The 23,851-nt window shown below is 55.5% G+C and carries 20 protein-coding genes and 6 tRNA genes; 8 read left to right on the top strand and 18 right to left on the bottom strand.

Translation table 11 applies throughout. The features are described from left to right. Window positions 1-53 precede the first annotated feature (53 nt). Both G7Y43_RS06280 and G7Y43_RS06275 read left to right on the top strand, forming a co-directional pair. Entirely contained in the window at window positions 54-398 is a 345-nt protein-coding gene (locus tag G7Y43_RS06280) for a hypothetical protein (protein ID WP_165045162.1), read from the top strand. Between the two features lie 233 nt (window positions 399-631). After that, the gene (locus G7Y43_RS06275; RefSeq protein ID WP_165045160.1) at window positions 632-781 is read left to right on the top strand and encodes a zinc ribbon-containing protein; all 150 of its coding nucleotides are present in this window, start codon (window positions 632-634) and stop codon (window positions 779-781) included. Window positions 782-1,110: 329 nt separating this feature from the next. Here the strand turns inward: G7Y43_RS06275 and G7Y43_RS06270 are convergent. The 3 genes from G7Y43_RS06270 to G7Y43_RS06260 form a co-directional block, all read right to left on the bottom strand. Next, window positions 1,111-1,186 (bottom strand) — tRNA-Gly (locus tag G7Y43_RS06270). Window positions 1,187-1,213: 27 nt separating this feature from the next. After that, window positions 1,214-1,287: transfer RNA gene (locus G7Y43_RS06265), tRNA-Cys, on the bottom strand. Between the two features lie 54 nt (window positions 1,288-1,341). Further along, window positions 1,342-1,417: transfer RNA gene (locus G7Y43_RS06260), tRNA-Gly, on the bottom strand. A gap of 129 nt (window positions 1,418-1,546) precedes the next feature. Between G7Y43_RS06260 and G7Y43_RS06255 the strand changes: the two genes are divergently transcribed. Then, a tRNA-Leu gene (locus G7Y43_RS06255) sits at window positions 1,547-1,635 on the top strand. Between the two features lie 112 nt (window positions 1,636-1,747). Next, window positions 1,748-2,647, top strand: a complete 900-nt coding sequence (locus G7Y43_RS06250; RefSeq protein ID WP_370514651.1) for a cation diffusion facilitator family transporter — start codon at window positions 1,748-1,750, stop codon at window positions 2,645-2,647. Window positions 2,648-2,802: 155 nt separating this feature from the next. Here the strand turns inward: G7Y43_RS06250 and G7Y43_RS06245 are convergent. Further along, window positions 2,803-2,877: transfer RNA gene (locus G7Y43_RS06245), tRNA-Val, on the bottom strand. Window positions 2,878-3,003: 126 nt separating this feature from the next. Next, entirely contained in the window at window positions 3,004-3,258 is a 255-nt protein-coding gene (secG, locus tag G7Y43_RS06240; RefSeq protein WP_165045158.1) for a preprotein translocase subunit SecG, read from the bottom strand. Between the two features lie 251 nt (window positions 3,259-3,509). Between secG and G7Y43_RS06235 the strand changes: the two genes are divergently transcribed. The 4 genes from G7Y43_RS06235 to G7Y43_RS06220 all read left to right on the top strand — a co-directional run bounded on the left by G7Y43_RS06235 (window position 3,510) and on the right by G7Y43_RS06220 (window position 6,768). Beyond that, entirely contained in the window at window positions 3,510-4,805 is a 1,296-nt protein-coding gene (locus G7Y43_RS06235) for an MFS transporter (RefSeq protein WP_165045156.1), read from the top strand. Between the two features lie 100 nt (window positions 4,806-4,905). After that, window positions 4,906-5,538 carry a GyrI-like domain-containing protein gene (locus G7Y43_RS06230; RefSeq protein ID WP_165045154.1) on the top strand — a complete coding sequence of 211 codons (633 nt, stop codon included), beginning with the start codon at window positions 4,906-4,908 and terminating at the stop codon, window positions 5,536-5,538. 137 nt (window positions 5,539-5,675) lie between these two features. Beyond that, the gene (locus tag G7Y43_RS06225; protein ID WP_165045152.1) at window positions 5,676-6,083 is read left to right on the top strand and encodes a DUF3800 domain-containing protein; all 408 of its coding nucleotides are present in this window, start codon (window positions 5,676-5,678) and stop codon (window positions 6,081-6,083) included. A gap of 373 nt (window positions 6,084-6,456) precedes the next feature. Beyond that, a complete protein-coding gene (locus G7Y43_RS06220) occupies window positions 6,457-6,768 on the top strand; it encodes a transposase (RefSeq protein ID WP_165045232.1) in 312 nt (103 codons plus the stop codon). Window positions 6,769-7,344: 576 nt separating this feature from the next. Here the strand turns inward: G7Y43_RS06220 and G7Y43_RS06215 are convergent. From G7Y43_RS06215 to G7Y43_RS06155, 13 genes are all read right to left on the bottom strand, one after another. Then, entirely contained in the window at window positions 7,345-7,584 is a 240-nt protein-coding gene (locus G7Y43_RS06215) for a hypothetical protein (RefSeq protein ID WP_165045150.1), read from the bottom strand. Window positions 7,585-7,692: 108 nt separating this feature from the next. After that, window positions 7,693-7,917 (bottom strand): DUF3791 domain-containing protein, encoded by a 225-nt coding sequence (locus tag G7Y43_RS06210; protein WP_165045148.1) that lies wholly within the window; start codon window positions 7,915-7,917, stop codon window positions 7,693-7,695. A 60-nt stretch (window positions 7,918-7,977) separates the two neighbouring features. Next, window positions 7,978-8,526: a shikimate kinase gene (locus G7Y43_RS06205; RefSeq protein WP_165045146.1), complete on the bottom strand. Its 549-nt coding sequence runs from the start codon at window positions 8,524-8,526 to the stop codon at window positions 7,978-7,980. Between the two features lie 169 nt (window positions 8,527-8,695). Next, window positions 8,696-8,770 (bottom strand) — tRNA-Val (locus G7Y43_RS06200). Window positions 8,771-8,976: 206 nt separating this feature from the next. Continuing rightward, window positions 8,977-9,576 (bottom strand): bifunctional phosphoserine phosphatase/homoserine phosphotransferase ThrH, encoded by a 600-nt coding sequence (gene thrH, locus G7Y43_RS06195; protein WP_165045144.1) that lies wholly within the window; start codon window positions 9,574-9,576, stop codon window positions 8,977-8,979. A gap of 199 nt (window positions 9,577-9,775) precedes the next feature. After that, complete coding sequence (gene rlmKL, locus G7Y43_RS06190) at window positions 9,776-12,145, bottom strand: bifunctional 23S rRNA (guanine(2069)-N(7))-methyltransferase RlmK/23S rRNA (guanine(2445)-N(2))-methyltransferase RlmL (protein ID WP_165045142.1); 2,370 nt, start codon at window positions 12,143-12,145, stop codon at window positions 9,776-9,778. A 33-nt stretch (window positions 12,146-12,178) separates the two neighbouring features. After that, window positions 12,179-13,414: an RNA polymerase sigma factor RpoD gene (gene rpoD, locus G7Y43_RS06185; protein WP_370514650.1), complete on the bottom strand. Its 1,236-nt coding sequence runs from the start codon at window positions 13,412-13,414 to the stop codon at window positions 12,179-12,181. Window positions 13,415-13,551: 137 nt separating this feature from the next. After that, a complete protein-coding gene (locus tag G7Y43_RS06180; protein WP_165045140.1) occupies window positions 13,552-14,874 on the bottom strand; it encodes a RodZ family helix-turn-helix domain-containing protein in 1,323 nt (440 codons plus the stop codon). Window positions 14,875-14,878: 4 nt separating this feature from the next. After that, window positions 14,879-17,461 (bottom strand): DNA translocase FtsK, encoded by a 2,583-nt coding sequence (locus G7Y43_RS06175; RefSeq protein ID WP_241158180.1) that lies wholly within the window; start codon window positions 17,459-17,461, stop codon window positions 14,879-14,881. Window positions 17,462-17,608: 147 nt separating this feature from the next. Next, a complete protein-coding gene (locus tag G7Y43_RS06170; protein WP_165045138.1) occupies window positions 17,609-19,471 on the bottom strand; it encodes a ribonuclease J in 1,863 nt (620 codons plus the stop codon). Window positions 19,472-19,562: 91 nt separating this feature from the next. Further along, window positions 19,563-20,453: a 4-hydroxy-tetrahydrodipicolinate synthase gene (gene dapA / locus G7Y43_RS06165; protein WP_165045136.1), complete on the bottom strand. Its 891-nt coding sequence runs from the start codon at window positions 20,451-20,453 to the stop codon at window positions 19,563-19,565. A gap of 103 nt (window positions 20,454-20,556) precedes the next feature. After that, complete coding sequence (dapB, locus tag G7Y43_RS06160; RefSeq protein ID WP_165045134.1) at window positions 20,557-21,327, bottom strand: 4-hydroxy-tetrahydrodipicolinate reductase; 771 nt, start codon at window positions 21,325-21,327, stop codon at window positions 20,557-20,559. Window positions 21,328-21,622: 295 nt separating this feature from the next. Further along, window positions 21,623-23,830, bottom strand: a complete 2,208-nt coding sequence (locus G7Y43_RS06155; protein WP_165045132.1) for a polyribonucleotide nucleotidyltransferase — start codon at window positions 23,828-23,830, stop codon at window positions 21,623-21,625. Between the last annotated feature and the right edge of the window lie 21 nt (window positions 23,831-23,851).

The raw sequence follows: 23,851 nt of genomic DNA, 5'->3' as shown, positions 1-23,851 counted from the left end.
ATAGACGCGCCTATAGTAGTAGCATACGGTTTCCATGAGGGGAAAGGGATGCCATGCGCATTGCCGTCGCAAGCGATGGACTCAACGTGTCAACCTCACTCGAGGGCAGCGCGAGCATCACCTTCTACACCATTGTAAACGGCAGAACGACCGAATGTCAGAACCTGCCGAACCCTCACCTTCCCCTCGATAAGCTTGCCGATGCCCTGCAACAGCTCGACGTGCGTGTGGCCATCGCCCACTCGTTTGATACTGCAGCAACGGCATGTCTCGCCTCGCGTGGTATTGATACGTGCCGCACATCCACTCAGCTTTCTAGTGCAGCCATGGAGGCCTACCTACGTGGCTTGCTTAGTTGCCCCGAAGACCTGTTCGATGATGAAGAAGTACCCGCTTAAAACGACGTCAAAGTAACGTCGCTGTTCAGGCGGGAAGTCTCTTGTTGTTGCCGGTGCAAGATTCCCCATCGAACGGCACGCAGTACTTGAGTAATTGCGTTGGTATCCTCCTACACCGCTCATGCCGTTGCCAAGCGGGAACCGTTTCGTTTCTGCGATGCTGCCAGTACTCCACATACACAGAGTACCCTTTGAAGTACAGAAGAAAAGCCATTCGAGGGATTGGAGACATCATGGAATACCGCACCGGAGACACACCAGGAATTGGACGCTATCAATGCTTGCACTGCGGCTACATCGTTCGCCTTACCAGCGACAACGAGAAGCTCCCCGCATGCCCAAACTGCGGGCACCACGCATTCGAGAAGCTTGAGGACAAGTAAGACAACCGCACAATGGAAGCGGGCGTAAGCCCACATCGAAGGACCCCTGTCAAAGCATTGGCTGGGGTCCTTCGCATGGTTAAGGCAGAAAGCAAAACGGCCTCGGGAATTTCCCAAGGCCGCATGGTTAACGTGGAGCGGACAACGGGGTTCCCGCGCTCGCTTTGCGAGCGCTCATTCCCGCGCAATCACAGATTGCTCGGGCGAATGCCTAAAAACATGCTTTTGCATGTTTTCTTAACGGCATTCCACCCTAATGGGTTCGAACCCCTTTGGCCTACCAGAAAGCAAAACGGCCTCGGGAATTTCCCAAGGCCGCATGGTTAACGTGGAGCGGACAACGGGGTTCGAACCCGCGACCCCCACCTTGGCAAGGTGGTGCTCTACCAGCTGAGCCATGTCCGCATATTGAATTATCAAACCATCCGAAAATGGAGGCGACGCCCGGATTCGAACCGGGGATGAAGGCTTTGCAGGCCTCTGCCTTACCACTTGGCCACGTCGCCTTGTCAACGTTCACTAAAAGGCCGGCCACCGAAGTGGTCGGCCCTCAAGATCAATGGAGCGGACAACGGGGTTCGAACCCGCGACCCCCACCTTGGCAAGGTGGTGCTCTACCAGCTGAGCCATGTCCGCATCGCGAGAAAGTATGTTACTCGATATACACTGCGGGGGCAAGACCCATTTTCAACTTTTTCCCGAAAAAAGTCCTTCACAAGACCAATGAGTTCAGGTAGAATACCATCCGTTGCGTTAAGGCAGCACGTCGGAGTGGTGGAACGGCAGACACGCTAGCTTGAGGTGCTAGTGCCCATATCTCGGGTGTGCGGGTTCAAATCCCGCCTCCGACACCAGAAACAAGATACGCGAACCCTTTTGGGTTCGCGTTTTTTCTTAGCACGGAAAAGCCGTTCGTGCGAACATTGAAGTTTTCGCACGGTGTCCGCATTGCGAAGGAGTGTGTCCATGGCGATGATCGCGAAACAACCAGTATCCGCCCGCATGCGCTCCATCCGCCGCGTGTTATGGGTAGTATTGTTTCTAAACTTGGCGGTGGCGGCGGCGAAATACGTTTGCGGCACGCTTATTGGTTCGGCGTCCATGCAAGCCGACGGCATCCATTCGGTATTTGATTCGCTGGGAAACGTCGTCGGAATTGTCGGCATTGCGGTTGCGTCACGCCCAGCCGACGAAGGACACCCCTACGGCCACGCGAAGTTCGAAACATACGCGAGCTTAGCCATTGGCGCGCTCCTACTCTTAGCTGCATTCAAGGTTGGAAGCAGCGCCGTTACTAAGCTGCTTACAGGTTCTTACGCTGTTGATGTTACGCCTGTATCGTTTGCTGTGATGGTTGGCACATTGGCTGTGAATTTAGGTGTGACGCTGTACGAGCGCCGGGCAGGCAAGCGCTTGGGAAGCGAAATACTCGTAGCCGATGCAAGTCACACGCTCTCAGACGCACTGGTATCCATTGGAGTTATCGTGGGACTCGTGCTCGTGAAGCTGGGATTTCCCATGGCAGACCCCATCATGGCGCTGGTGGTAACGGTGGCTATCCTGGCGACAGGCTACGACGTGCTTAAACATGCCCTAGTCACGCTTTCCGACCATTCACGCATTCCCGAAGACGACGTGCGCACCTGCGTGATGAGCATTGCGGGCGTGCGCGACACTCACCATATTCGCACGCGCGGAACGGAAGGCGAAGTATACGCCGATCTGCATGTGCTCGTTGATCCGCAGATGACCGTAGTCGCGGCGCATGACTTAAGCGAGCGGGTTGAAACAGAAGTAAAGCGATGCTTTCCACACGTAACCGAAGTTCTCGTGCACATCGAGCCCGACGACGGCCATATCGATTAGCGGCATTGGCACACAGCAAAGCGACGCTTAACCTACACGTTCTAAGAGTGCAGCTGTGTAGCGAAAGATGCGTGACAGGTACATAACAACTTAACAACGTGAAGGCGCACAGAAAAAGGCCACCGAACCGAAGTATCGATGGCCTGATGTTCCAATGGTGGGCGATACAAGATTTGAACTTGTGACCCCTACCGTGTCAAGGTAGTGCTCTCCCCCTGAGCTAACCGCCCATTGGCTTGCTGACCCGTTTCCGTTTCAGCAAGAAAGTAGTTTATCAGAATACGCTGACGAGTCAACAAAAAATTGAAACAATTTCAACCGCTTCAATGGGTTCAACGAAGCACCGAAAAACTCAACTACCGCGCTATCGTTCCCTGGGGATAGATAACCATAAGCACGATAAGAGAAAGCAGGAAGATAACCGCAAACACAATGGTGATGCGGTCGAGATTCTTCTCAACAATGCTCGTGCCCGACTGCGTCGAGTAAATGGAGCTGGCAATCATGTCCGAAATGCCTGTGCCCTTCCCCGAGTGCAGCAGAATGAACACAATCAGGCCGATACCGGACACAACAAGCAGGATAAGCGTAATAATGAGAAGCGGATTCACAGTGTATCTCTTCTTTCGTTCAAGAACTCAAGCATGCAAGTTGTAAAGTATACCGAAACGCAGCATTGCTGACAACAGAAAACTTGTTCCCTGGCCTAAACCCAACCCATTCGGTGTTGGTTGCACCTTAATTGCCTACGTACCGTCGTTTTCATGTATAGTGACCGAACGGTCACTTTTTGGTCTGACAACTGTATCAGGTTGTGGATTGGATTGGCAGCATAAACGGAGATAAATCGAAAAGCACTCCCATGGAGTCTTCGAAACAAACTGCGCAAACAGCGAATCTCACGGCTGGCGGGCACGCGCTGCCCGCCGATTGGCTCGGACGCATCGTGCTCATCTGGAGCGGATACGCCGTCTCGATGTTCGCGGGCAACGCCGCCAGCTATGCCGGCATCTGGTACGCGACCGAAACGACGGGCTCTCCTTTGAGTCTCGCGTTCCTCTACGTGCTGGCATTTCTGCCCATGGGACTGCTCTCCCCATTCGGGGGCGTCGTGGCCGACAAGCTCAATCGCAAGGTTATCATCGTAGTCTGCGACACACTCATGGCGCTGACCAGTTTGGCGTTAGCTGCCTGGACCTTCATCTCTGGCCCAAGTTTCGCCGCGGTCGCGCTGTACTGCGCTGCGTTCGGTTTCGTATCGGGATTTCGCACGCCGGCTTACAACGCGACTATGCCCCTGCTCGTGCCCGAACGTCATCTCGTGCGCATCAACAGCATGGACACGCTGCTCGGCAGCATCTCAATGATCGCGGGTCCGGCGCTCGGCATCCTGCTGTACACGAGTTTCGGCCTTCAATACGTGCTTCTCCTTGGGGGCTTCGGCGCTGCGGCCGCCGGCGTCACGATGCTGCTCGCGGTGATTCCGCGTGAGCACGGTGCGCATGGGCAAGCGGGAGTGCGGGCAAGCCTCAAGGAAGGCGCGTCCGCCCTGGCGGGCCAGCGCGGCTTGCTTGTGCTGACCATCGGCGTGTCGCTCGGCATGCTTGCGTACGGGCCAATCGATTCGCTGATGCCCCTCATAGTGCACGAACATTTCGGAGGGGACGGATTTGCGGCGTCGCTCGTCGCCGCGGTCATGGGTGTGGGTCTGCTCGTCGGCTCGGTGGTGCTCATGACCGTGAATCCACGCAAAAAGCTCGCACGCATCATTGTCGCAGCTGCGGTCGTGGTCGGATCGGGCGCAGCGATAGCGGGCCTCATTCCCGAGGGCGGCTATTGGGCATTCGTGGCGTGCATCGGCGTGCTGGCCGTCGCTTGCGCGTGGTTCAACGCGCCCCTCATGACGCTTCTACAAAAGAACATCCCCGATGAGAAGCTCGGCCGCGTGATGGGACTCTTTACGGCCATGAACGGGCTGGCTATTCCCGCAGGCACGGCACTCGGAGGCCTCATCGCCGAAGTCACAGGCACACCGCTTTTCTTCCAAATCGATGGCGTCTTCATTCTTCTGCTGGCCGTTACGCTTGGCCTTTCGAAGAGCGTGCGGGAACTTGATGCTGTTTTTCCCGGTCATCCTGCCGTTGAGCAGACGCCATAGGGAAACATACGCGGTCACCCTGAAGGAAAAGACTGAATAACACGCGCGTATAGGCCGAAAGCTTTATCATTATCCAAAACAATCTTGAAAGGTGGCTCTCATGCCTTTTGACTATAAAAAGGAGTTCAAAGAACTCTACCTGCCCAAGAAAAAGCCTGAACTCATAGAGGTTCCATCGATGAACTATGTCGCCATCAGGGGAAAGGGCAATCCCAACACAGAAGATGGTGCATACAAACAGTCTATACAGAAACTGTATGCAATTTCGTACACCATAAAGATGTCGAAGATGGGCGAACATCGTATAGAGGGATACTTTGACTATGTCGTACCTCCTTTGGAAGGTTTCTGGTGGATGGAAGTCAAGGGCAAGCCCGATTTCACAAAGAAGGATGCTTTCAACTGGATCTCATGCATCAGATTGCCGGAATTCGTCACTCCCATTGTTTTCCAGTGGGCAGTAGCGGAGGCAGAAGCTAAGAAAGGCATGAATCTTTCCGATGCTGAATATCTTGTTGCCAACGAAGGACAATGCGCCCAAATCATGCATGTCGGCTCCTATGACAGCGAACCAGAGACCATCGATACGTTGGATGCATTCGTGATCGAGGCTGGCTTCGTTCCCGACTTCACTCAGTCAAGGCGTCATCACGAGATATATCTCTCTGATCCGAGACGCGTCAAACCAGAGAATTGCAAGACGGTCATTCGTATCCCGATCAAAAGGGCTTAGTTACCCCTCATTCCTTCATTGACTGAACCGTGGTTTCCGTGGTATAAGTTATTCATATTCTGGGCACGCAGATAGCGGGTCCACCCTTAGGCGGGGAGCGTTTCCCCGCCACTTTTGTATCTGAGGGCAGGTGATCTATGCGCGAGTTAAGCGTCTTCTGCGATGAATCGGGTGATTTCGGCGCTTATGACCACCGCAGCCCGTTCTACATCGTCGGTCTTGTGTTCCACGACCAATCGATTGACATTCAGCGCGAGATCCCGCATCTTGAGCAATCCATATCAAACATCGGATTCAGTCGCGATCTCACGATTCATACAGCTCCGCTCATCAGGCGCGAAGCAGAATTCGTGAACGTATGCATGGAAAAGCGCCGCAAGCTCTTTGACGCCCTGTTCGTGTTCTATCGTCACTGCGACATAACGTTTCAGACATTTGTCGTAGAGAAGAAGAAGTTCGGATCGGGCGACGACCTGGCAACGCGCCTTGCGAAAGTCATGGGAGAGTTTCTGCGCGACAACCTCAGCTATTTTGTGGTGAAATAACTCTAACCAAGAATCCCCAGGTCACCTTTTATTTCTACGGTATATTCACCCACACAAACTCCCGAAGAGCCAAATAAAGGTGCTATCATGGGTGTTCTGGATTTCATGTGGTTCAGTTCTCATTTCTGACCTTTCACAAGCCATACACAGCTTTCCCATAAGGTTTTGTGTGTACACCCAACCCTTCTGGATTGAGTGTGTGCGAAATCCTCATCATGCGACCTAGCATAAGACACAGGATGCAGGCTTAATATCACCATTTGAGAACAAGGGATGTAAGGCGCCATAAACCTGCATCCTATAATTGATCCCGCGGCAGCGGACAGCACCCGCCGCCGCGGGCTAGCACCCTGCATCCCGGAAAAGGAGCCCAATATGGGACGCAAGGGAACCGTCAACATTAAGAGCCCTTGGTAACTGGATAAGCCAGGCTCAAAACTGCGGAATCAAAGAGTTTGCTACTGCTGCAAACAGTATCAAGGGCGTAAAGGAATACATCGTAAACGCTTATATGACGGGAAAGACCAACGCTTATGCCGAAAACGTCAACCGCAAGATCAAGGACATGAAACGCCGAGCTTGCGGGTTTACAAACTACAAGAACATGAGACGTCGCCTTTTGCTTGCATATGGCTATCCCGCACTCGATAAGGGAGGAGTGGCACTGCCCAACCACAACAAGTAGGCCGCAAATTGCGAACCCTCCAACCTGTTGGAGGTGAGGCATTTGGTCTAGATTTTTAAGGTTTAACACCACTATTTTTGAAATTCCCCTGCAAGGGGCCTAGGTAGGTGCGCCCAAATAGCGGGCTAATTTTGGTGACTCACCATCGACTTTTATGTGTTTTGCTTTCATTATCGCAGGTCAGGCTAAGCTTTTGCTCGAATCGTCCACACTAAATCCTGGATACCCGCTATCATAAGAGCCAACAAAGCGCCCGACCGGTGAGTATTTCACGGAGTCCGGCGCTTTCGTCGCATCAAAACTCCTGCACGGTGAGTCATCGCCTACCGCGGAGGCTTTCGTATTTTATCTGCCACCCAGGGGGGTGTGGACATTTTCTTGGACATTCCTAAGCCGCTAAGCCTAGGGGGGTGCGGACATAATCCTGGACTCTATAATGAACCAGAGAACGTCATGTACACTAAAGAGAAGCGTACAAAAGCTGTGATACTGTTCATCGAATGCGGCTTCAGTCACGTTGCGATCAAAACCGCTGTTGAGAGAATGACTCCGGTCTTTTCATTAATCAGTGATTCCTTAACCCATCTGCCCCATACGCATCAGTATCTCATCGGCCAAGTACGTTGCTTCTAGATATTGCATGCCATAAAGATTCTGTTCAACCATTCGGGCTATATCGCTCGAATAGTAAACATCCAGCGCTTCGGCTGGAGACACGTCCAAACGCTCACCGAGGGTCATAACGATCTGAGACTCGAGGTTAGTTTTCCTGATAGCCGGAAGACGATCCAAAAGATCTTCTGTGATCGTAATCATAGCGTAATCTCCTTGCCTTCAACAAAAGTCAGCCTTTTGTCGAGAAGCCGTTGCGACAGCGGTCAACTTTCGGCTTGCTCACAATCTGGTCGGATCCATGATAGAGTCTCATAGCTCAACCCCTCGCTTCTTTGCTATGAGGACGACTTCTTCCACGAGCGCTTCCCTTCCCATGGTATGAAGAACATCATAATTCGATATAAGATGATCAACCACGATATTCTTCGCCTGCAGCTTTCGATAAACCTCTCTCGGCTCGCATTTCAATGCATCGGCGACGCAGTTGAGAAGCCATACCACAAAGAAAGATACATCTTTGTCATGCTGACTCATATTACGCCCCTCTCGTAGTAAGGTTCTAGGTAAAGAACGAATACAATCACAACCACCGTATCAGCTTTTGTTCAGCCCACGAAGCATTTCATATAATTCATCGGCGACTTGCTCTACAGGCTTATTGTCTACGGAGTACTTCCACTTAATTCTCTTGAAGGTTTGTCTCGCATAGGCGATATCTTCTCGTATGTCCTTCAAATAGTAATCCTTATGCTCTTCTTTGTATTCGTTGTCCTCATATATATTGTCGTTTTCGTCCGAGAATACCAGTCGTTTAAAAATATGTTCTGCCGAATCCTGCAACTCGATCGGTACCACGTGATCCAGTTCTAAGAGCGAGTTGAAATTGCGCGCGTAATAGATTGGGCTAACTGCGATAACTGCGTTATCCTCGCTTTTCTGAACTATCTCCTTCAGGACAGCTCCTTTTACCTTGCACCTGTCATACGGCCACGGGTTCTGTCTCATGAATTCTTCTAAGGTTACCTGAAACTTTTTCTTTATCTCTTCATCCAAATCGTAAAACGAGTAGCTCAGCTTTTCCGCCAATATGGCTCCCGTCGCGGTTTTTCCCACGTTAGACACGCCAAACAGCATGATAATCATGCTCAATCTCCAATCGACCCGTAGCTGCTATTTTAAATACATAGCGGAACATAGCCCACGGTCACCATTGTCTCATTATGTGACGATGTGTTGCATGAGGTTTGACACATTCTCTAGCCGCAAAAACGAAAAAGGTCGGAAGCTTTTACCCTTCCGACCTGCGAATTCATGGTGGTCGCTACTGGATTTGAACCAGTGACCCCCGCCGTGTGAAGGCGATGCTCTCCCGCTGAGCCAAGCGACCAAATGGCGTGCTTTCAACGCGCTCGAAGTATATTACCCATCTTCGGGTGTTTGCGCAACCGAAAACGCCTGCGAATTTCCAAACTCGCGAAACCGTCACAAACAGCCGCAATCGCGGCCGCGTGGCCGATCCCGCAACCGCGACCTGCCGCGATTCCTTGCTATCCGCTGCGATTACGATTCAATTCGCTCGCGTTTTTTCAGCTCCTACAGGTTGCGCTTCACCGCCGCGAGCAAATCGGCATATTCTTCATATGCCGGGATGTCGGGGTTTTCCGCCTTGATGGCGTCGGTGCTCTTGAACAAAAAACCTGCCTTGCTCGCCTTGATCATTCCTAAATCGTTGTGGCTGTCGCCCGCCGCAATCGTCTCAATGCCGCAAGAATGGAATGCACGCACCGTGGTAAGCTTGGTTTGCTCGCATCTCATTTTGTATCCGGTGATCATGCCGTCATCTGCAACTTCAAGCGTGTTACAGATAAGCGTCGGACGCCCCAGCTTTTCCATCAGCGGTGCCGCGAACTGCTCGAACGTATCGCTGATAATAACCACCTGTGATACCGAACGAAGCTCATCGAGAAACTCTTTTGCACCCGGCATCGGATCGATGGTCGCAATGGTGTCCTGAATTTCACGCAAACCCAACCTGCGCTCACGCAGGATATCCAAACGCCAATTCATCAGCTTGTCGTAATCGGGCTCATCACGCGTCGTACGCGCGAGTTCGGGAATGCCGCTCGCTTCGGCGAAGGCAATCCAGATTTCCGGAACAAGCACTCCTTCAAGATCAAGACAGGTGAAAATCATAGTAATGCGATCCCTTCTTCTTTTACTGCCTTCGGAATCGTAGCGCACCCGCCCGCCCGACGGTGCTACGTATCGGCGAGATAACAAAAACGACAAGGACAAAAGGCAACGCACAGAAAGCCGCCTTCTTGTCACAGCTTCAGACAGAAGACAGCGAATTGCCCCTTGGTAAAACGCTAAGCCCACATAGCTGCAGTTTTCACTCTTGCACGCGGCGTACCAGATAGCACTTGTGAATACGGGGGCTTCGGCTGAAGTCTTCGGGAATAGTATGCGCAGATATATCCTCGATACTCACACCGTAGTGCGTAAGCTTCTCAACGTCGGGCTTAAACGAGCGCAGGTTGCACGAAAACACCGCTGTCCCCTCTTCTGAGAGCAGGCGCGACACACCGATCAGCAGTTCCGCATGATCGCGCTGTACGTCCCAGGTGCGACGTCCCATAGCCTTGGAGTTTGAGAACGTCGGCGGGTCAACAAAAATGAGATCGAAACGGCGACCGCGACGGCGTGCCTCGGTCACCCAAGCAACTGCATCTTCGCGCACATACTCGTGCTCGGGGCCCGTAAAGCCGTTCAAATCCATGTTTCGGCGCGCCCAATCAAGATAGGTTTGCGATAGGTCAACCGTTGTTGTTTCGCATGCGCCACCGCCTGCCGCATGAACGGTGGCAGATCCCGTGTAAGCGAACAAGTTTAGAAAACGCGCGCCTTTCGCCATTGACCCGATACGTTCCCGAGTAAGACGATGGTCGAGAAACAACCCTGTGTCGAGATAGCCCGCAAGGTCAACCTCGAACAGAAAGCCGCTTTCCCCCACATGCGTGACGTAGTTTTTCCGACCAGCATCTCGATACTGACCGCCACCCTTGTCGCGCTTCCTCACCTTGGAAAACACGCGATCGGGTCGCACGCCCATAACCACGGGAACAAGTGTCAACACGTCGGCGAAGCGGCGGTTCGCTTTCGACTCATCAATGCTCGACGGTGCCGCATATTCGGCAACATGCACGTACTTGCGGCCTTCCGCCGAAAGCTCCCCTTCGTATACGTCGATCGCACATGCATAATCGGGCAAATCGGCATCGTAGACGCGATAGCACGATGCGCCTTCGCGACGCGCCCATTTCTTTCGTTCTTTGAACGACTTGCGCAAGCGTGCGGCGAACTGCTCGGAGTTCTGCTCGAGCACTTCGACGCGATGTTCAGCACCACCAGCTGAATCGGGAATCACCACGGTCACCAGGTTCGCCGGCGGACGATCGAACACCACCGCATCGGCCCGCACGCGACCCTGCCCAAACGATGCCGTGGCACAAGGCTGTACGCCAAAGCGGTCACGCACAGCCTGAGCAGAAACAGCACCGAACGAGCAGGACGAGGGTACGCTTCCCGCCTCACCTTTAGCATCGGCTTCAACCTCGGCATCACGAGCTGACGCTTGCAAGTCGCTATCTTTCACCGCAGCAGCAAGCGTCATACACGCGCTGGCGAACGCCGAGGCTTCCGCATACCTGCGGGCGTCTGCCTGGTCGACCCCCGTAGGCAGTACAGTTGCAACAAACACCCGATCAAGGCTGTCATGCGATCGTACGTCACCCTGACACAGCGACGGAAGTGACTGCGCGTTAACGACAACACTTGCAACGCCAGACAAACCCGCCTTACGCAAACGTCTGCGAGCACGGGCAATGCGCGGCGAAGAATCACAGAAGCCGCCAATACGCAGCGCATCGAACGCTTCACGGTCGCGCACGTGCTCGCCGCCTGTAGCCCCCATGCGCAGCAAACCCGCATCGAAACGATCCATAGCGTCTTGCCGACATGCCTTCCAAAGGTCGGCGTCGTGATGTGTCCACCCAAAAAAACCCCACGTGCGACGCGCAAGATTCGGTGCCATATCGGTGGCAACAGCTGCCGCTTCAGCGAGCAGCTCGCCATTGCCGCACACCGGATCAACCAGCGCCGCTCGCTCGCATGCCGAACTACCCCACCCCAGCATGGCAAGCAAGCCAGCAGCCTGCGCGCAGATAAGCGACGAATCGTTCGGATCGTCATCGAATAAATACGGACGCACATACAACGAAGCACCAGACAGATCGAGTGAAAGCGTCACCTTGCGCTCGCGGATGCGAACCTCCACACGAGCGTCGGGATGGGCGGCATCTACGTCGGGACGAAAGCCGCGAACCAAGCGCAGTTCATCACAAATCGCATCTTTCACCTTCAAGGCCGTAAATTGCGTGTCGCGGAGTTCGTCATTAAAGCCATATGCCCTTACCGCAATCGTTGCATCACGCGCAATGATGTCTTGCCAAGGAAGCTCCACTGCCGCTCGGTACAGCTCATCGGCGTTGTTGGCATGAAAGCGACCCACCACAAGCGTGATACGCGACGCCAACCGCGACCAGAGACACGCTCGATGAACTTCGCTCACTCCGCCGAAAAATGCGACGCCACCGCCGAGCGGACGCACACGCCATGCACCGAGCGCACACAGCTCATCTGCCAACAACTGTTCAAGCCCCGAAAGGCAGCTTGCAAACAGCTCATATTCATTGTCGTTCATAGCACCGCCGCTCAGATACGCCCTGCCGGAACCTTAATCTTCCAAGTAGTCCTTAAGCTTCGACGAACGAGACGGATGACGCAGCTTCGCGAGCGTCTTACTCTCGATTTGACGGATACGCTCACGCGTGACACCAAACTCGCGCCCTACCTCCTCAAGCGTACGCGGATGTCCGTCTTCAAGCCCGAAACGTAAGGATATCACCTTGCGCTCACGCTCAGCCAAGCCGTCGAGCACCTTGCCCAGCTGCTCTTGCAGCATGCTAAAGCTCGCCGCATCGGGCGGCACCACAGCAGCGTCGTCCTCGATGAAGTCCCCCAGCTGGGAATCCTCTTCTTCGCCAATAGGCGTTTCCAGCGATACCGGTTCCTGGGAGATTTTTTGAATCTCGCGGATTCGCTCGGGCGGCAAACCCATTTCCTTGCCGATTTCCTCGGGAGTGGGTTCGCGGCCAAGTTCCTGCAGCAGCTGTCGCTGAATGCGCACCAACTTGTTGATGGTTTCCACCATATGCACGGGAATGCGAATAGTACGTGCCTGATCGGCAATAGCGCGAGTGATAGCCTGACGAATCCACCAGGTAGCGTACGTGGAGAACTTGAAGCCCTTGGTGTAGTCAAACTTCTCAACTGCGCGGATAAGCCCCAGGTTGCCTTCCTGAATAAGATCCAAAAACAGCATGCCACGGCCCACATAGCGCTTTGCGATGGAAACCACCAGACGCAGATTCGCTTCGATGAGCTGCTGCTTTGCATCAAGACCCACCTGTTCCACGCGCATGAGACGACGCCTTTCGCGCCGATCGAGTTCAATACCTTCGTCCTCGGCTCGCTCAAGTTCATCGGTGGCCGCCACGCCAGCCTCGATCTTCATGGCAAGATCGATCTCTTCTGAGGCGGTAAGCAGCGGAACGCGCCCGATCTCTTTTAGATACATACGAACCGGATCGCCCGTAAGCATGGTGACGTTCGCATCAGCCAAACGACGGCGCGACGATGCACGGCCACGCACACCTCGGCCAGTAATCTTCGGCAATTGGACGTCGGCAACTGCCTTCAGTTCTTCTTCGGGAATGCCGACGAGCAGATCGTCCTCGCTGCCCTCTTCGGAAACGCTGGACTCAATCTTGTCATCCTCAATGGGAACTCCGGCAGCAACAACACTTTCGGGAGCATCCTCAATGTCATCGAACGTTTCTTCAAGATCGTGTTTGGCGGAAGTTTCTTCCATCTCGCGTGCCTCCGTTTGCTCTTGCGAAGCTTTAGCCACGTGTGAGCCCCTTCCTTCTAGGTACCGAAATCGACCCATAAGGGCACAAAAACGCAAATTGATATTTTACCATAAACGCACCTTGCCGCTCAAGGCTCGCTCGGGCAAATCAAGACGCCAATACCCGTCAACAACCGCTATTCAGCCGAGCTTGTATTACCTGCTGTTTGCGTACCTATGTTACTTGTGGCTTGCGTACTTGTATTACCTGATGCTTGCGAGCTTGTGCCCCCTGCGGCTTGCGTACCTGATCCATTAGCAGAACTCGTGTCACTGCTTCCCGAGGATGTGCTTGCGCCACTTGTCGAAGCAGAACCAGGATGCTCTTCGTTCCACTTCTTTAAGATGTCAGCGAAATCAACCGTATACGAGTAGATGCCCGTTCCTGCTGTTGCCTCGGTAAGCTCAACTTTTTCGCCGTCAAGCTCAAGGGTTACTGCACTTGGAGCAGCGGTAACAAACTGGAGTGTTCCTGTTACGTCGAACGACTTCTCTGCTGGGCCTGTTAGCATTTCAACCGTTGAGGGAGCCGTTTCGCCGTCAACGTACACCTCGATGTAGGCCTCCATGCCGTCGGCAACCTTGCACACAAGCGTCGCCTTTGTCGGTGCAGTTTCCTTAACAGGTTCCGGAGCTGTGTTCGTATTCGCATCCGCATTATCATCAACCGTCGTATCGGTCAGCCCCGTCACGGGCACCGATGGCACATCTTCTTCCTTCTGCTTGCCGTTACCCGTAAGCAGCGAGACAACAATAACAAGCAGCACGAGAATGATCACACCCGCCACAATGAACGGCAAGCGTCCCTGCAAGGGGCTCGTCGCTGGGGCCGAGTACACGTTGGCGTACATGGGGCCGCCGCTACGCCTGACCGACGACCCGCGTGAAGCCCTCATGTTGTCACGCCCAAAACCGCCCCATGCGGGCAGCGCAGCGCCTTGGCTTTGCGATCGCGCACCACGGCCGTCGCGCGGGGCTGCGCCCGTGCGCCGCGAACGCGATGACGCGCGGTCATCAAAGGGATCGGCACGCATGCCGCCCGCGCGCATGTCACGCCGTGAGGTCATGCCCGCATCGTCGCGCATGCGGCGACTATCGCGCATACCTTGATCGGAACGATCGCGCGCCGTGCGGCCCGACATGCGCTGCGTGCGCGACGCCCCTGGCATATCGAAACCCCCATGCGTAGGCCCCTGCCCCATCTGCCGTCCGTTACGATGATCGTACGCACCGTCCAGGTACATGCGCGTGACCTCGGTAGGGTTGAGCCCCACCAATCTCGCATACGCGTTCACCATGTTGCGAGCGTAGCCGCGTGGCGGCATTTTCTCATAGTCGCTGTTTTCTATTGCCCTAATAACATCGGGCCTGATGCGAAGCCTCCGCGCCGCTGTGGGCAGATCATAGCCTTTGCGTTCGCGCGCTTCACGAAGCAGCTGTCCGAAATCGTTGTAAGCCACGGTCTTAGTCCTCTCCGCTTGCCGCATCTTGAGCCTCGAAGGCCTTCAGCGTCTCAAGTTCCATGGCGTCAACGAGCACCTCGCGCGGCTTACTGCCGTTCGGGGGACCTACAACGCCCTTTTCCTCGAGCATGTCCATTATACGGCCCGCACGGGAATACCCGACGCTGAGCCGACGCTGAATGTTCGAAGTTGATCCCAAACCGGTACTTACCACAATGTCGGCAGCCTCCCAAAGCCGCGGATCATCGGCCGTACCCGAGCCACCCGACCCATCGGGCTGCGACGCGCCCAACGTGATGAGGTTTGTCTGCAAGATTTCCGAATGGTATTCCGGCTCACCTTGGGCCTTCAGTACCTCAACGACGGCGTTAATCTCGTCATCTTCAACCCAGCAACCCTGAATTCGCTGAGGCTTGGCGTACTCTGGCTTCGACAACAGCAAATCGCCCCTGCCAATGAGCTTCTCGGCGCCAGGCGAATCGAGAATAACGCGGCTGTCAATGCTGCTAGCCACGTTGAGTGCGATACGATTGGTGATATTCGCCTTAATAAGACCCGTGACCACATTGGTTGACGGACGCTGAGTTGCAATGATCAGGTGAATGCCCGCCGCGCGCGCCAGCTGCGCGATACGACTGATGGAAAACTCCACTTCCTTGCCGACGTTCATCATGAGGTCAGCAAGCTCGTCGATAACGATGACGATATAAGGCAGTTCCTCACAGGAATCGTCCTCGAGAGCGCCAGACTGCACTTCGGCGTTGTATTGCCCAATGTTACGCACGCCCATCTTCGAGAACACCTTCAGACGACGCTCCATTTCGGCAACACCCCACGACAACGCGCTCGACGCCTCCTTCGGGTCGGTCACCACGGGCACGTAGAGATGCGGTATGCCGTTGTACAAAATGAACTCGACGCGCTTCGGGTCGATCATAATGAAGCGAACTTCGGAAGGTGTGGCCCTCATAAGGATCGACATGATCATGCCGTGAATGGACACCGATTTGCCCGAACCCGTGGTGCCGGCGATGAGCAAGTGAGGCATTCTTGCCAAATCCGACACGATACAATGACCCTCGACATCCTTGCCGATAGCGATTTGCAACGGCCCGTCCGGCGCTTCCTTCAGCACATCGCCGAGTAACACCATCTGCCGCGTGCGGTTGGGCACCTCGATACCCACGAAATTCGTTCCCGGAATGGGCGCGAAAATACGCACACCTGGAGCGGCGAGTGCAAGCGCAATGTCGTCTTGCAGTGCGGTGACGCGGCTCACGCGCACGCCAGCAGGCAAATCGACCTTGTACAAAGTGACGGTTGGGCCAGCAACCCAGCCAACCACCTGCGCCATAATGTTGAAATCCTCGAGCGTTTCTTGCAGGCACGCGGCTGTCTCCTGTAGCTCGGCGTCGCTCGCCTGGTCACGTTTGGAGTCCTTCGACACCGCCAGCAACGACATTGGCGGCAACTCAAAGCCGTCAGACGGATGCGGGGTAGCCATCGGTGTAGCGGGCTTTTTCCCAGCTGCCTTACGCGTCGCGGCAACAGAGTCCTTCTCGCGATCAGTCTGATCAGCTTGATCGGCACGATGCCCCAACTTGCGCGTGAGAGCCTGCGTTTTCCCAGCCTTTCCAGACATATCAGGAAGGCGACGCGTTAAGCTTGTCGATTCAGATGGGTCAAGAGATGCGGTTACTGAAGAGGCCGCAGGCGTCGCAGACGTCGCAGGCACTGCAGCACGAGAGGTGCGTCTGCCCGAACGAGAAGCGCGCACCTGCCCGGGAAGCACAGGTAGCACGCGCGTGTCGGTTGCTGCCAAACGCTCATCCATCTGGGCCGACGTCTGATCGTCAACATCATGCGCCGATGCCGCGCGGTTCGCTTTACCTGCCGCGAACAACGGAACCTTCGCGCCATGGGGCTGCTCGCCCATCTGTGCCTCACGCTGCTCACGTATTGCGCGAACACGATCGATGAGCTTCGATAACGAGAACCCGATAACCACCAAACCTATAACGATTACGCCAACCATGATGATGCATGACACCGGCTGCCCAAGCAGCTTCACTCCCAGCCAAGCGATGCCCGCGCCCACGTATCCGCCACGCGCCACCAGCGCTTCTTCCTCAAACAGTGCGCTTGGATCCTCCGGCGTAACATTGGGGGTAAACAGCGACAGCAGTACGAGAATAGCAAACAGAATGAGTGCCAACCCCAGCGACACCCGTGCAGGAATTTGCTGACGTTCGATGTTGACAACAAACGTCGCGCCCACGATCAGCAAGAACACAGGTATCAGATACGCACCCAACCCGACAGAAAGGTGCAACGCACCCGACAGAAGGTGCGAAAGCAGCGCATCGGTGGGCATGACAGCAATAACAAACAGCACCAGCGCCACAATAGCGAACACCACACCCGCGATCTCACGACGTGCGCGATCATCGAGCATCCGCTCGCCGTCTGCTGGCCGCGCGCCCAGACGGCGGCCCCGCTGAGACGACCGCTGAGACGACCGTTTTGAAGAGTTCCCGTTTCCTTTACCGCGGGATGCCGTTTTGCTTGATGATCGATTGGCCACAATCGCTCCTTCATGCTGCGTTTTTGATTCGTTTTTTCGCTGCCCATCGACCGGTATCGAAGGGCAGCTGGCCACATCCGCAAGCCGAGTCACCCACCCGCATCAACCACCATGCGCGGGGAAAAGCGACTTAGCCCATCTTGCAGGCTACACGTAAATGAAGCTGACTACCACCATGGGTCGCGTCTTTGTGCGATCCCATAGCAGGCTGCGCAACGCGTCTTTCACCGCCTTCTCTAAGTCGCGACCACGCAAACCCCGGCTGAGCGCCTTGTTCATGGCGCGGGCGACGCAGTTCTGCGCGTCATCGGCAAGATATCCGTCATCGCCACCAGCAACACCGTGCAGCTCAACGTTCACCTGCCCAACCAGCGAATTCTTCGCACCCGACACGGCTGCAGCAACCGCAGCGAAGCCTTGTGCCGATAGTGCACTGCGCTCGTCAAGCACGTCCTGCGACGTGTCACCCACCGACAATCCGTCCACAAACACAATGCCACTTTGCACCGTTTCGCCCCGACGGATGCCGTCGGCGGACAGCTCGAGCGATTCGCCGTTCTCGCAAATGAACACGTTTTCAGGTGCCACCCCCGTCGCTTCAGCCAGTTTGGCGTGAGCGCGCAGATGTGTCGCCTCGCCATGCACGGGCATAAACGCATGCGGTTTCACAATGGACAGCACAAGCTTCAGCTCTTCGGCACCAGCATGCCCCGATACGTGAACCCGAGCACGCGACTTGTCGTACACATCCAGCCCCAGCTTCGCGAGCGCGTTGATGACCTTCGTCACCGCCTTCTCATTGCCAGGAACAGGTGTTGCCGACACAATAACCGTGTCGCCCGCATCGAGCGAGATTGTCTTGTGCTCGCCGTTTGCGATGCGCGCCAACGCCGACAGTGGCTCGCCTTGGCTACCGGTGCACATGATAACCACGCGCTCGGGAGGAATGCCCTTTATGTCATACGCGTCGATGATGTCGTTGTCGCTAATGTTGAGGTATCCGAGCCGTCGCGCGATGTCGGTGTTTTGCACCATCGATCGGCCCGTCACCACCACCTTGCGCCCGTTTTTCACCGCTGCGTCACAAATCTGCTGCATGCGGTGGATATGACTAGCGAACGACGCGATAATCACGCGGCCCGTTGCTCGCGAAATAATCGCGTCGAGCTCTTTGCCAACTTCAGCTTCAGAAGGCGTGAAATTGGGGTTTTGAGCATTTGTCGAATCGGACATCATGAGGTCAACACCCTCCCGCCCAAACCGGGCGAGCGCGCCGAAATCGGTGGTTACGCCATCAATTGGCGTTTGATCGAGCTTGAAGTCGCCTGTATGCACCACGGTACCAGCGGGCGTTTTGAAGCGCACGCCAACCGCGCCTGGTATCGAGTGGTTGACCGCGAAGAACTCAGCTTCCATGCAGCCGAGTTTGACAGTCTGACCAGCTTTGATCTCGCATAACCGGGCATTTTTGATGCGATGTTCGGCAAATTTGCCCTCGATAAGCCCCAGTGTGAGCTTCGTCGCATAGATGGGAATGTCAAGCCCTAAATCCTTCAGCACGTACGGAAGCGCTCCGGTGTGGTCTTCGTGCCCATGGGTGATAACGATGCCTCGAAGCTTGCTCGCGTTTTCCAGCAGATACGTGTAATCGGGCAAAATGAGGTCAACACCTGGGTGGCTATCATCGGGAAACATAAGACCGGCGTCATCGAGGATCATGTCGCCCTCGCATTCGAACACCGTCATGTTCTTACCAATGGCGTCAAGACCTCCCAGTGGGATGATCTTGAGCACCGACCCACGCTTGCCGGTCTTGTGCTGCGGCAGACGGCGCCTGCGTTGGCTCTGCGGCAACGATATATCGTCTGCGGGCATGTCGGACTTCGATCCTTTTGTTAGCTGAGGGCGTTTGCGCTCGAGCTTGACATGACGATACGACCGCGTAGTGCGATCGCCCTGCTTGTTCCGCTGGCCATCCTCGCCGTTCTTCGGCGTATTATTCGATTCCATTACATCCTTTCGTTCGAGCGAAGTGGATGAGAGAAACACCGATCAATTCCGTCAGTCCAACGCTGACGAGTCGGTTCCAGCCAGTATTTCTCTAGAGAATGCCCACCTCGCGCATGACGTCGGCAAGCCGCTCGGACTGTTGGCGCGTGGCCCTCACCAAAGGAAGGCGCACGCCTCCCACGGGAAAACCGAGAAGGCGTAATGCCTCCTTCACAAGAATGGGATTGGAGGTTTCAAATAAGCCCTCCATCAGCGGCAACAAGCGCTCATTGGCCCGCTTTGCCGCATCCCAGTCGCCCGAAGCACACAGCTCGACGATTTCCTTCATACGGGCAGGAGCCACGTTTCCTGTGGTGGAGATGACCCCCACGCCGCCTTGCTTCATGATTTCGCACGTCGATGCGTCGTCACCGGAATACACGTTGAAGTGCTCCGGTGTTTCGCGTGCGATCCTTCCCACCTGATCCATGTCGCCTGAACATTCCTTCACGCCGACGATGTTATCAAAGTCCCTCGCCAAGCGGATGGTAGTGTCGGCCTGCATGTTCACCACGCAGCGACCAGGTATGTTATACAGCACTACCGGAAGATCGACACTACGCGCGATTGATCCGAAATGCTGGTACATGCCCTCTTGCGGAGGCTTGTTGTAGTACGGCACAACGCAAAGGAAGCCGTCAACTCCAATGCCTTGCACTTCGCGCGCAAGTGCGATGGAATCGGACGTGCAATTGCCGCCGACGTTAGCGATAACAGGAACACGCCCGCGGGCGACCTCGGCAACCGTGCGAAACAGGTCCATCTTTTCGGCATGCGACACCGTGGGACTCTCGCCGGTGGTAGCACACACGAGCAACGAATCAGCGCCGCCCGCTATCAGACGGTCTGCCAACGCTTCAGCCGTTTTCAGATCGACATTGCCCATCTCATCGAAAGGCGTGATCATTGCAGGGATCATGCGACCGAACAAAAGCTGACTCATTGCGCGCTCCTCACTTGGCGGCCGCGCGCATCGGATGCGGCCGCATTGGTACCTTTTTTCAGTAACTGCATATTATGGCACACCATCATGCGCAGCATGATGCCTACATCATGAAGTTCTCCAAACCGACAATCAAACCGCACCGTTCACCAACGCTGCGGATACCCAGCAGCACGCCAGGCATGTAGGACGTGCGATCCCATGAATCATGTCGGATCGTAAGCGTCTGGCCCATGGAGCCGAAGATAATCTCCTGGCTAGCAACAAACCCCGAAGAACGAACCGCGTGCACCGGCACACCATCAATGAGCGCCCCGCGCGCGCCTTCGGCACCAGCGATTTCGGTTTCATGGCCCGGGGCTTCACTTTTGTGGCCACCGCGCGCACAGGAAATAATCTGCGCCGTACGCATTGCCGTACCCGAAGGAGCATCCAGTTTGCGCGCATGATGAAACTCGATAACCTCTGCTTCGGGAAAGAAGGGTGCCGCCGCCTTCGCGAACTGCATCATAAGCACCGCACCCGTGGTGAAGTTCGGGGCGTAAAAGAGACAGGTATCTTCTTGCGCGGTGGCGGCAAGCGCTTCGAGCACATCGTTCGAAAGCCCGGTAGTGCCCACCACGCAGTTCACACCACGCGGCAAAGCGATGGCAAGATTTCCTTCCACTACGTCCGGCCGCGTGAAGTCAACAAGCACGTCAACCTCATGCGCGTCAAGCGCCGCTTCAACAGAAGCGTACACAGGAAATACAGCATCGCCCTGTGCAAACGGGTCAACCCCGCAAACAACTTCCATGTCACTCTCAGCGGTGATGGCATCCACCGCTGCCGAACCCATCCGTCCCGCGCAACCAGCAACAGCTACCTTAATCATAGTTCTCTCCATTCTATTGTTCCGCGAAGGAACAGCGAAACATCCACGACGCTACGAGCCCGCCATGCACCCATGCTTGCGGTTCCAAACGTAACAGCGCTTTCCCTTTCCCCGTTATGTTATAACGCGCATGCTCGACAAAGCCAGCAAGAAGGGCTCTGGTGCCCGGAATTACCCCGCCTCAAGACCAAGCGCATGTCAAGCGTGCCGAGTCTTACATACGGAGCAAGGACGGGTGCCAGAGCCCTTCGCAGCATCAAGGTTATTGCAGTTGCGTCAGCAACTGCAATACAAATTACGCCTCATGCCGACGACGTGGTGTGCGACTGCCCTGACCGGGACGAGGCCGCTCACCACGACGGTCGCCGCGCGGGCGATCATCGCGATCATGACGCGCGGGAGCGGAACTCTCGGGCGCATCGGGCTTTTCCAGGCGATCCAACGAAATCTTGCCTGTTTTCGGATCAATTTCGAGCACCTGCACCTTCACCACATCGCCAAGCGACAGCACATCCTCCACCTTACCAACGCGGCCATTCGCCATGCGACTGATATGCAGCAGACCGTCTTTACCAGGCGTCAGCTTGATGAATGCACCGAAGTCCTTGATACCCACAACCTCGCCTTCGTAGATTTCGCCCACCTCGGGCTCCTTCACGATGCCGAGGATCATAGCCTTGGCTGCAGCGCCAGCGTTGCCGTCGACCGCAGCGATATGAATGGTGCCGTCTTCCTGGATGTCGATGTTTGCACCGGTTTCATCCTGAATGCCGCGGACAACCTTGCCGCCGCTACCGATGACGTCTCGAATCTTGTCAACCGGAATGTGGATAGTTTCGATGCGGGGCGCGAACTCGGACAGCTCGGTGCGGGGAGCTTCGATTTGCTTGAGCATGGCCTGTAAAATGTACGCGCGACCCTCATGCGCCTGCTTGAGCGCACGCGACAGAATGTCCACGGAAAGACCCTTCGCCTTGTTGTCCATCTGAAGCGCAGTGATGCCGTTGCGGGTGCCGCACACCTTAAAGTCCATGTCGCCCAGGAAGTCCTCGAGACCTTGGATGTCCGAGAGCACCACTACGTCGTCGCCTTCCTTGATCAAACCCATAGCGATGCCGGACACTGGCTCTAAGATAGGAACACCCGCATCCATGAGCGCAAGCGTGCTGCCGCACGTGGAAGCCATCGACGAGGATCCGTTCGATTCCAGCACCTCAGACACCACGCGGATGGCATAGGGGAAATCGTCCTCACTGGGCAGCACCGGCAGTAAAGCGCGCTCGGCCAGCGCACCATGCCCGATCTCGCGGCGCTTGGGCGCACCCATGCGACCAGTTTCACCCGTGCAGTACGGCGGGAAGTTGTACTGATGCATATACCGCTTGCCTTCAGCGGGGTCAATGGTATCCAAACGCTGCCATTCGTTGAGCATACCTAACGTGCACACGCTCATCACCTGGGTCTGACCACGCTGGAACAAACCCGAACCGTGCACGCGAGGCAGATAACCCGGCACGATGTGTAGCGGGCGAATCTCTTCAGGGGTACGGCCGTCAGCGCGCTCGCCTGTTTCGATAACCATCGCACGCATGGCATGCTTCTCGAGCTTCTTCAGCTCGGCGGCGATGTCGCCCTTCCAGTTTGCACGCTCGTCCTCGGTGAATTGCTCTTCGGTGATGCGACGCTTCAACTCGTCAACTTTACCCATGCGCGCAAGCTTGTCGGCATCCTTCAAAGCCGCAGACATGTCGGCTGCAAAGGGCGCAATGCGCTCGGCGATGGAAGGGTCGGCCACATGAATGGTCCACTCGCGAGGCTGGATGTCGCACTTGTTCAAAAACTCCTGCTGCTTAGCGCAAAATGCCGCAATGGCTTCCTGACCAAAAGTCATAGCGGCCAACATGTCCTCTTCGCTGACTTCCTTCGCACCCGCTTCGACCATGGAAATGTAGTCGGCGGTGCCGGCAATGGTGAGTTCGAGATCCGACGCCTCCTGCTCTTCGTACGTGGGGTTTACGATAAACTCTCCTGTTTCCACATTGCGAGCTATACGCACACAGGCCGCAGGACCATCGAAGGGCGCGGCGCCCAACATGAGCGCAGCGGAGGCACCCATGACACAGATGGCGTCGGGCGGATTCACGCTGTCACACACAAACGTAGTTGCCACCACATGAACTTCGTGCTTAAAGCCATCAACGAAACCCGGACGGATGGGGCGGTCGATCATGCGAGCCGTGAGCGTGCCCTTGTCCGACGGCTTTGCCTCACGCTTCAAGTAGCCGCCCGGAATGCGACCAACCGCATACATCTTCTCGATAAAGTCGACCGTCAGAGGGAAGAAGTCGTAATCGCGTTCTTCGTCGGATATGACCGCTGTCACAAGCACGGTTGTGTCACCCTGAGTAACCAATACCGCTCCCGACGCCTGCTTTGCAAGCTCCCCCGTTTCGAGCCGATAGCTCTTGCCGTACAGCTCGAAGGACTCGACGATTTTGTTCATAGATTTATGTCTTTCTCTTCT

Origin of the sequence: Adlercreutzia sp. ZJ138 (assembly GCF_011038935.1) — a bacterium.
GTDB lineage: Bacteria > Actinomycetota > Coriobacteriia > Coriobacteriales > Eggerthellaceae > ZJ141.
Note: the sequence above shows the minus strand (reverse complement) of the source record. Positions and strands in the feature narration are given on the sequence as shown.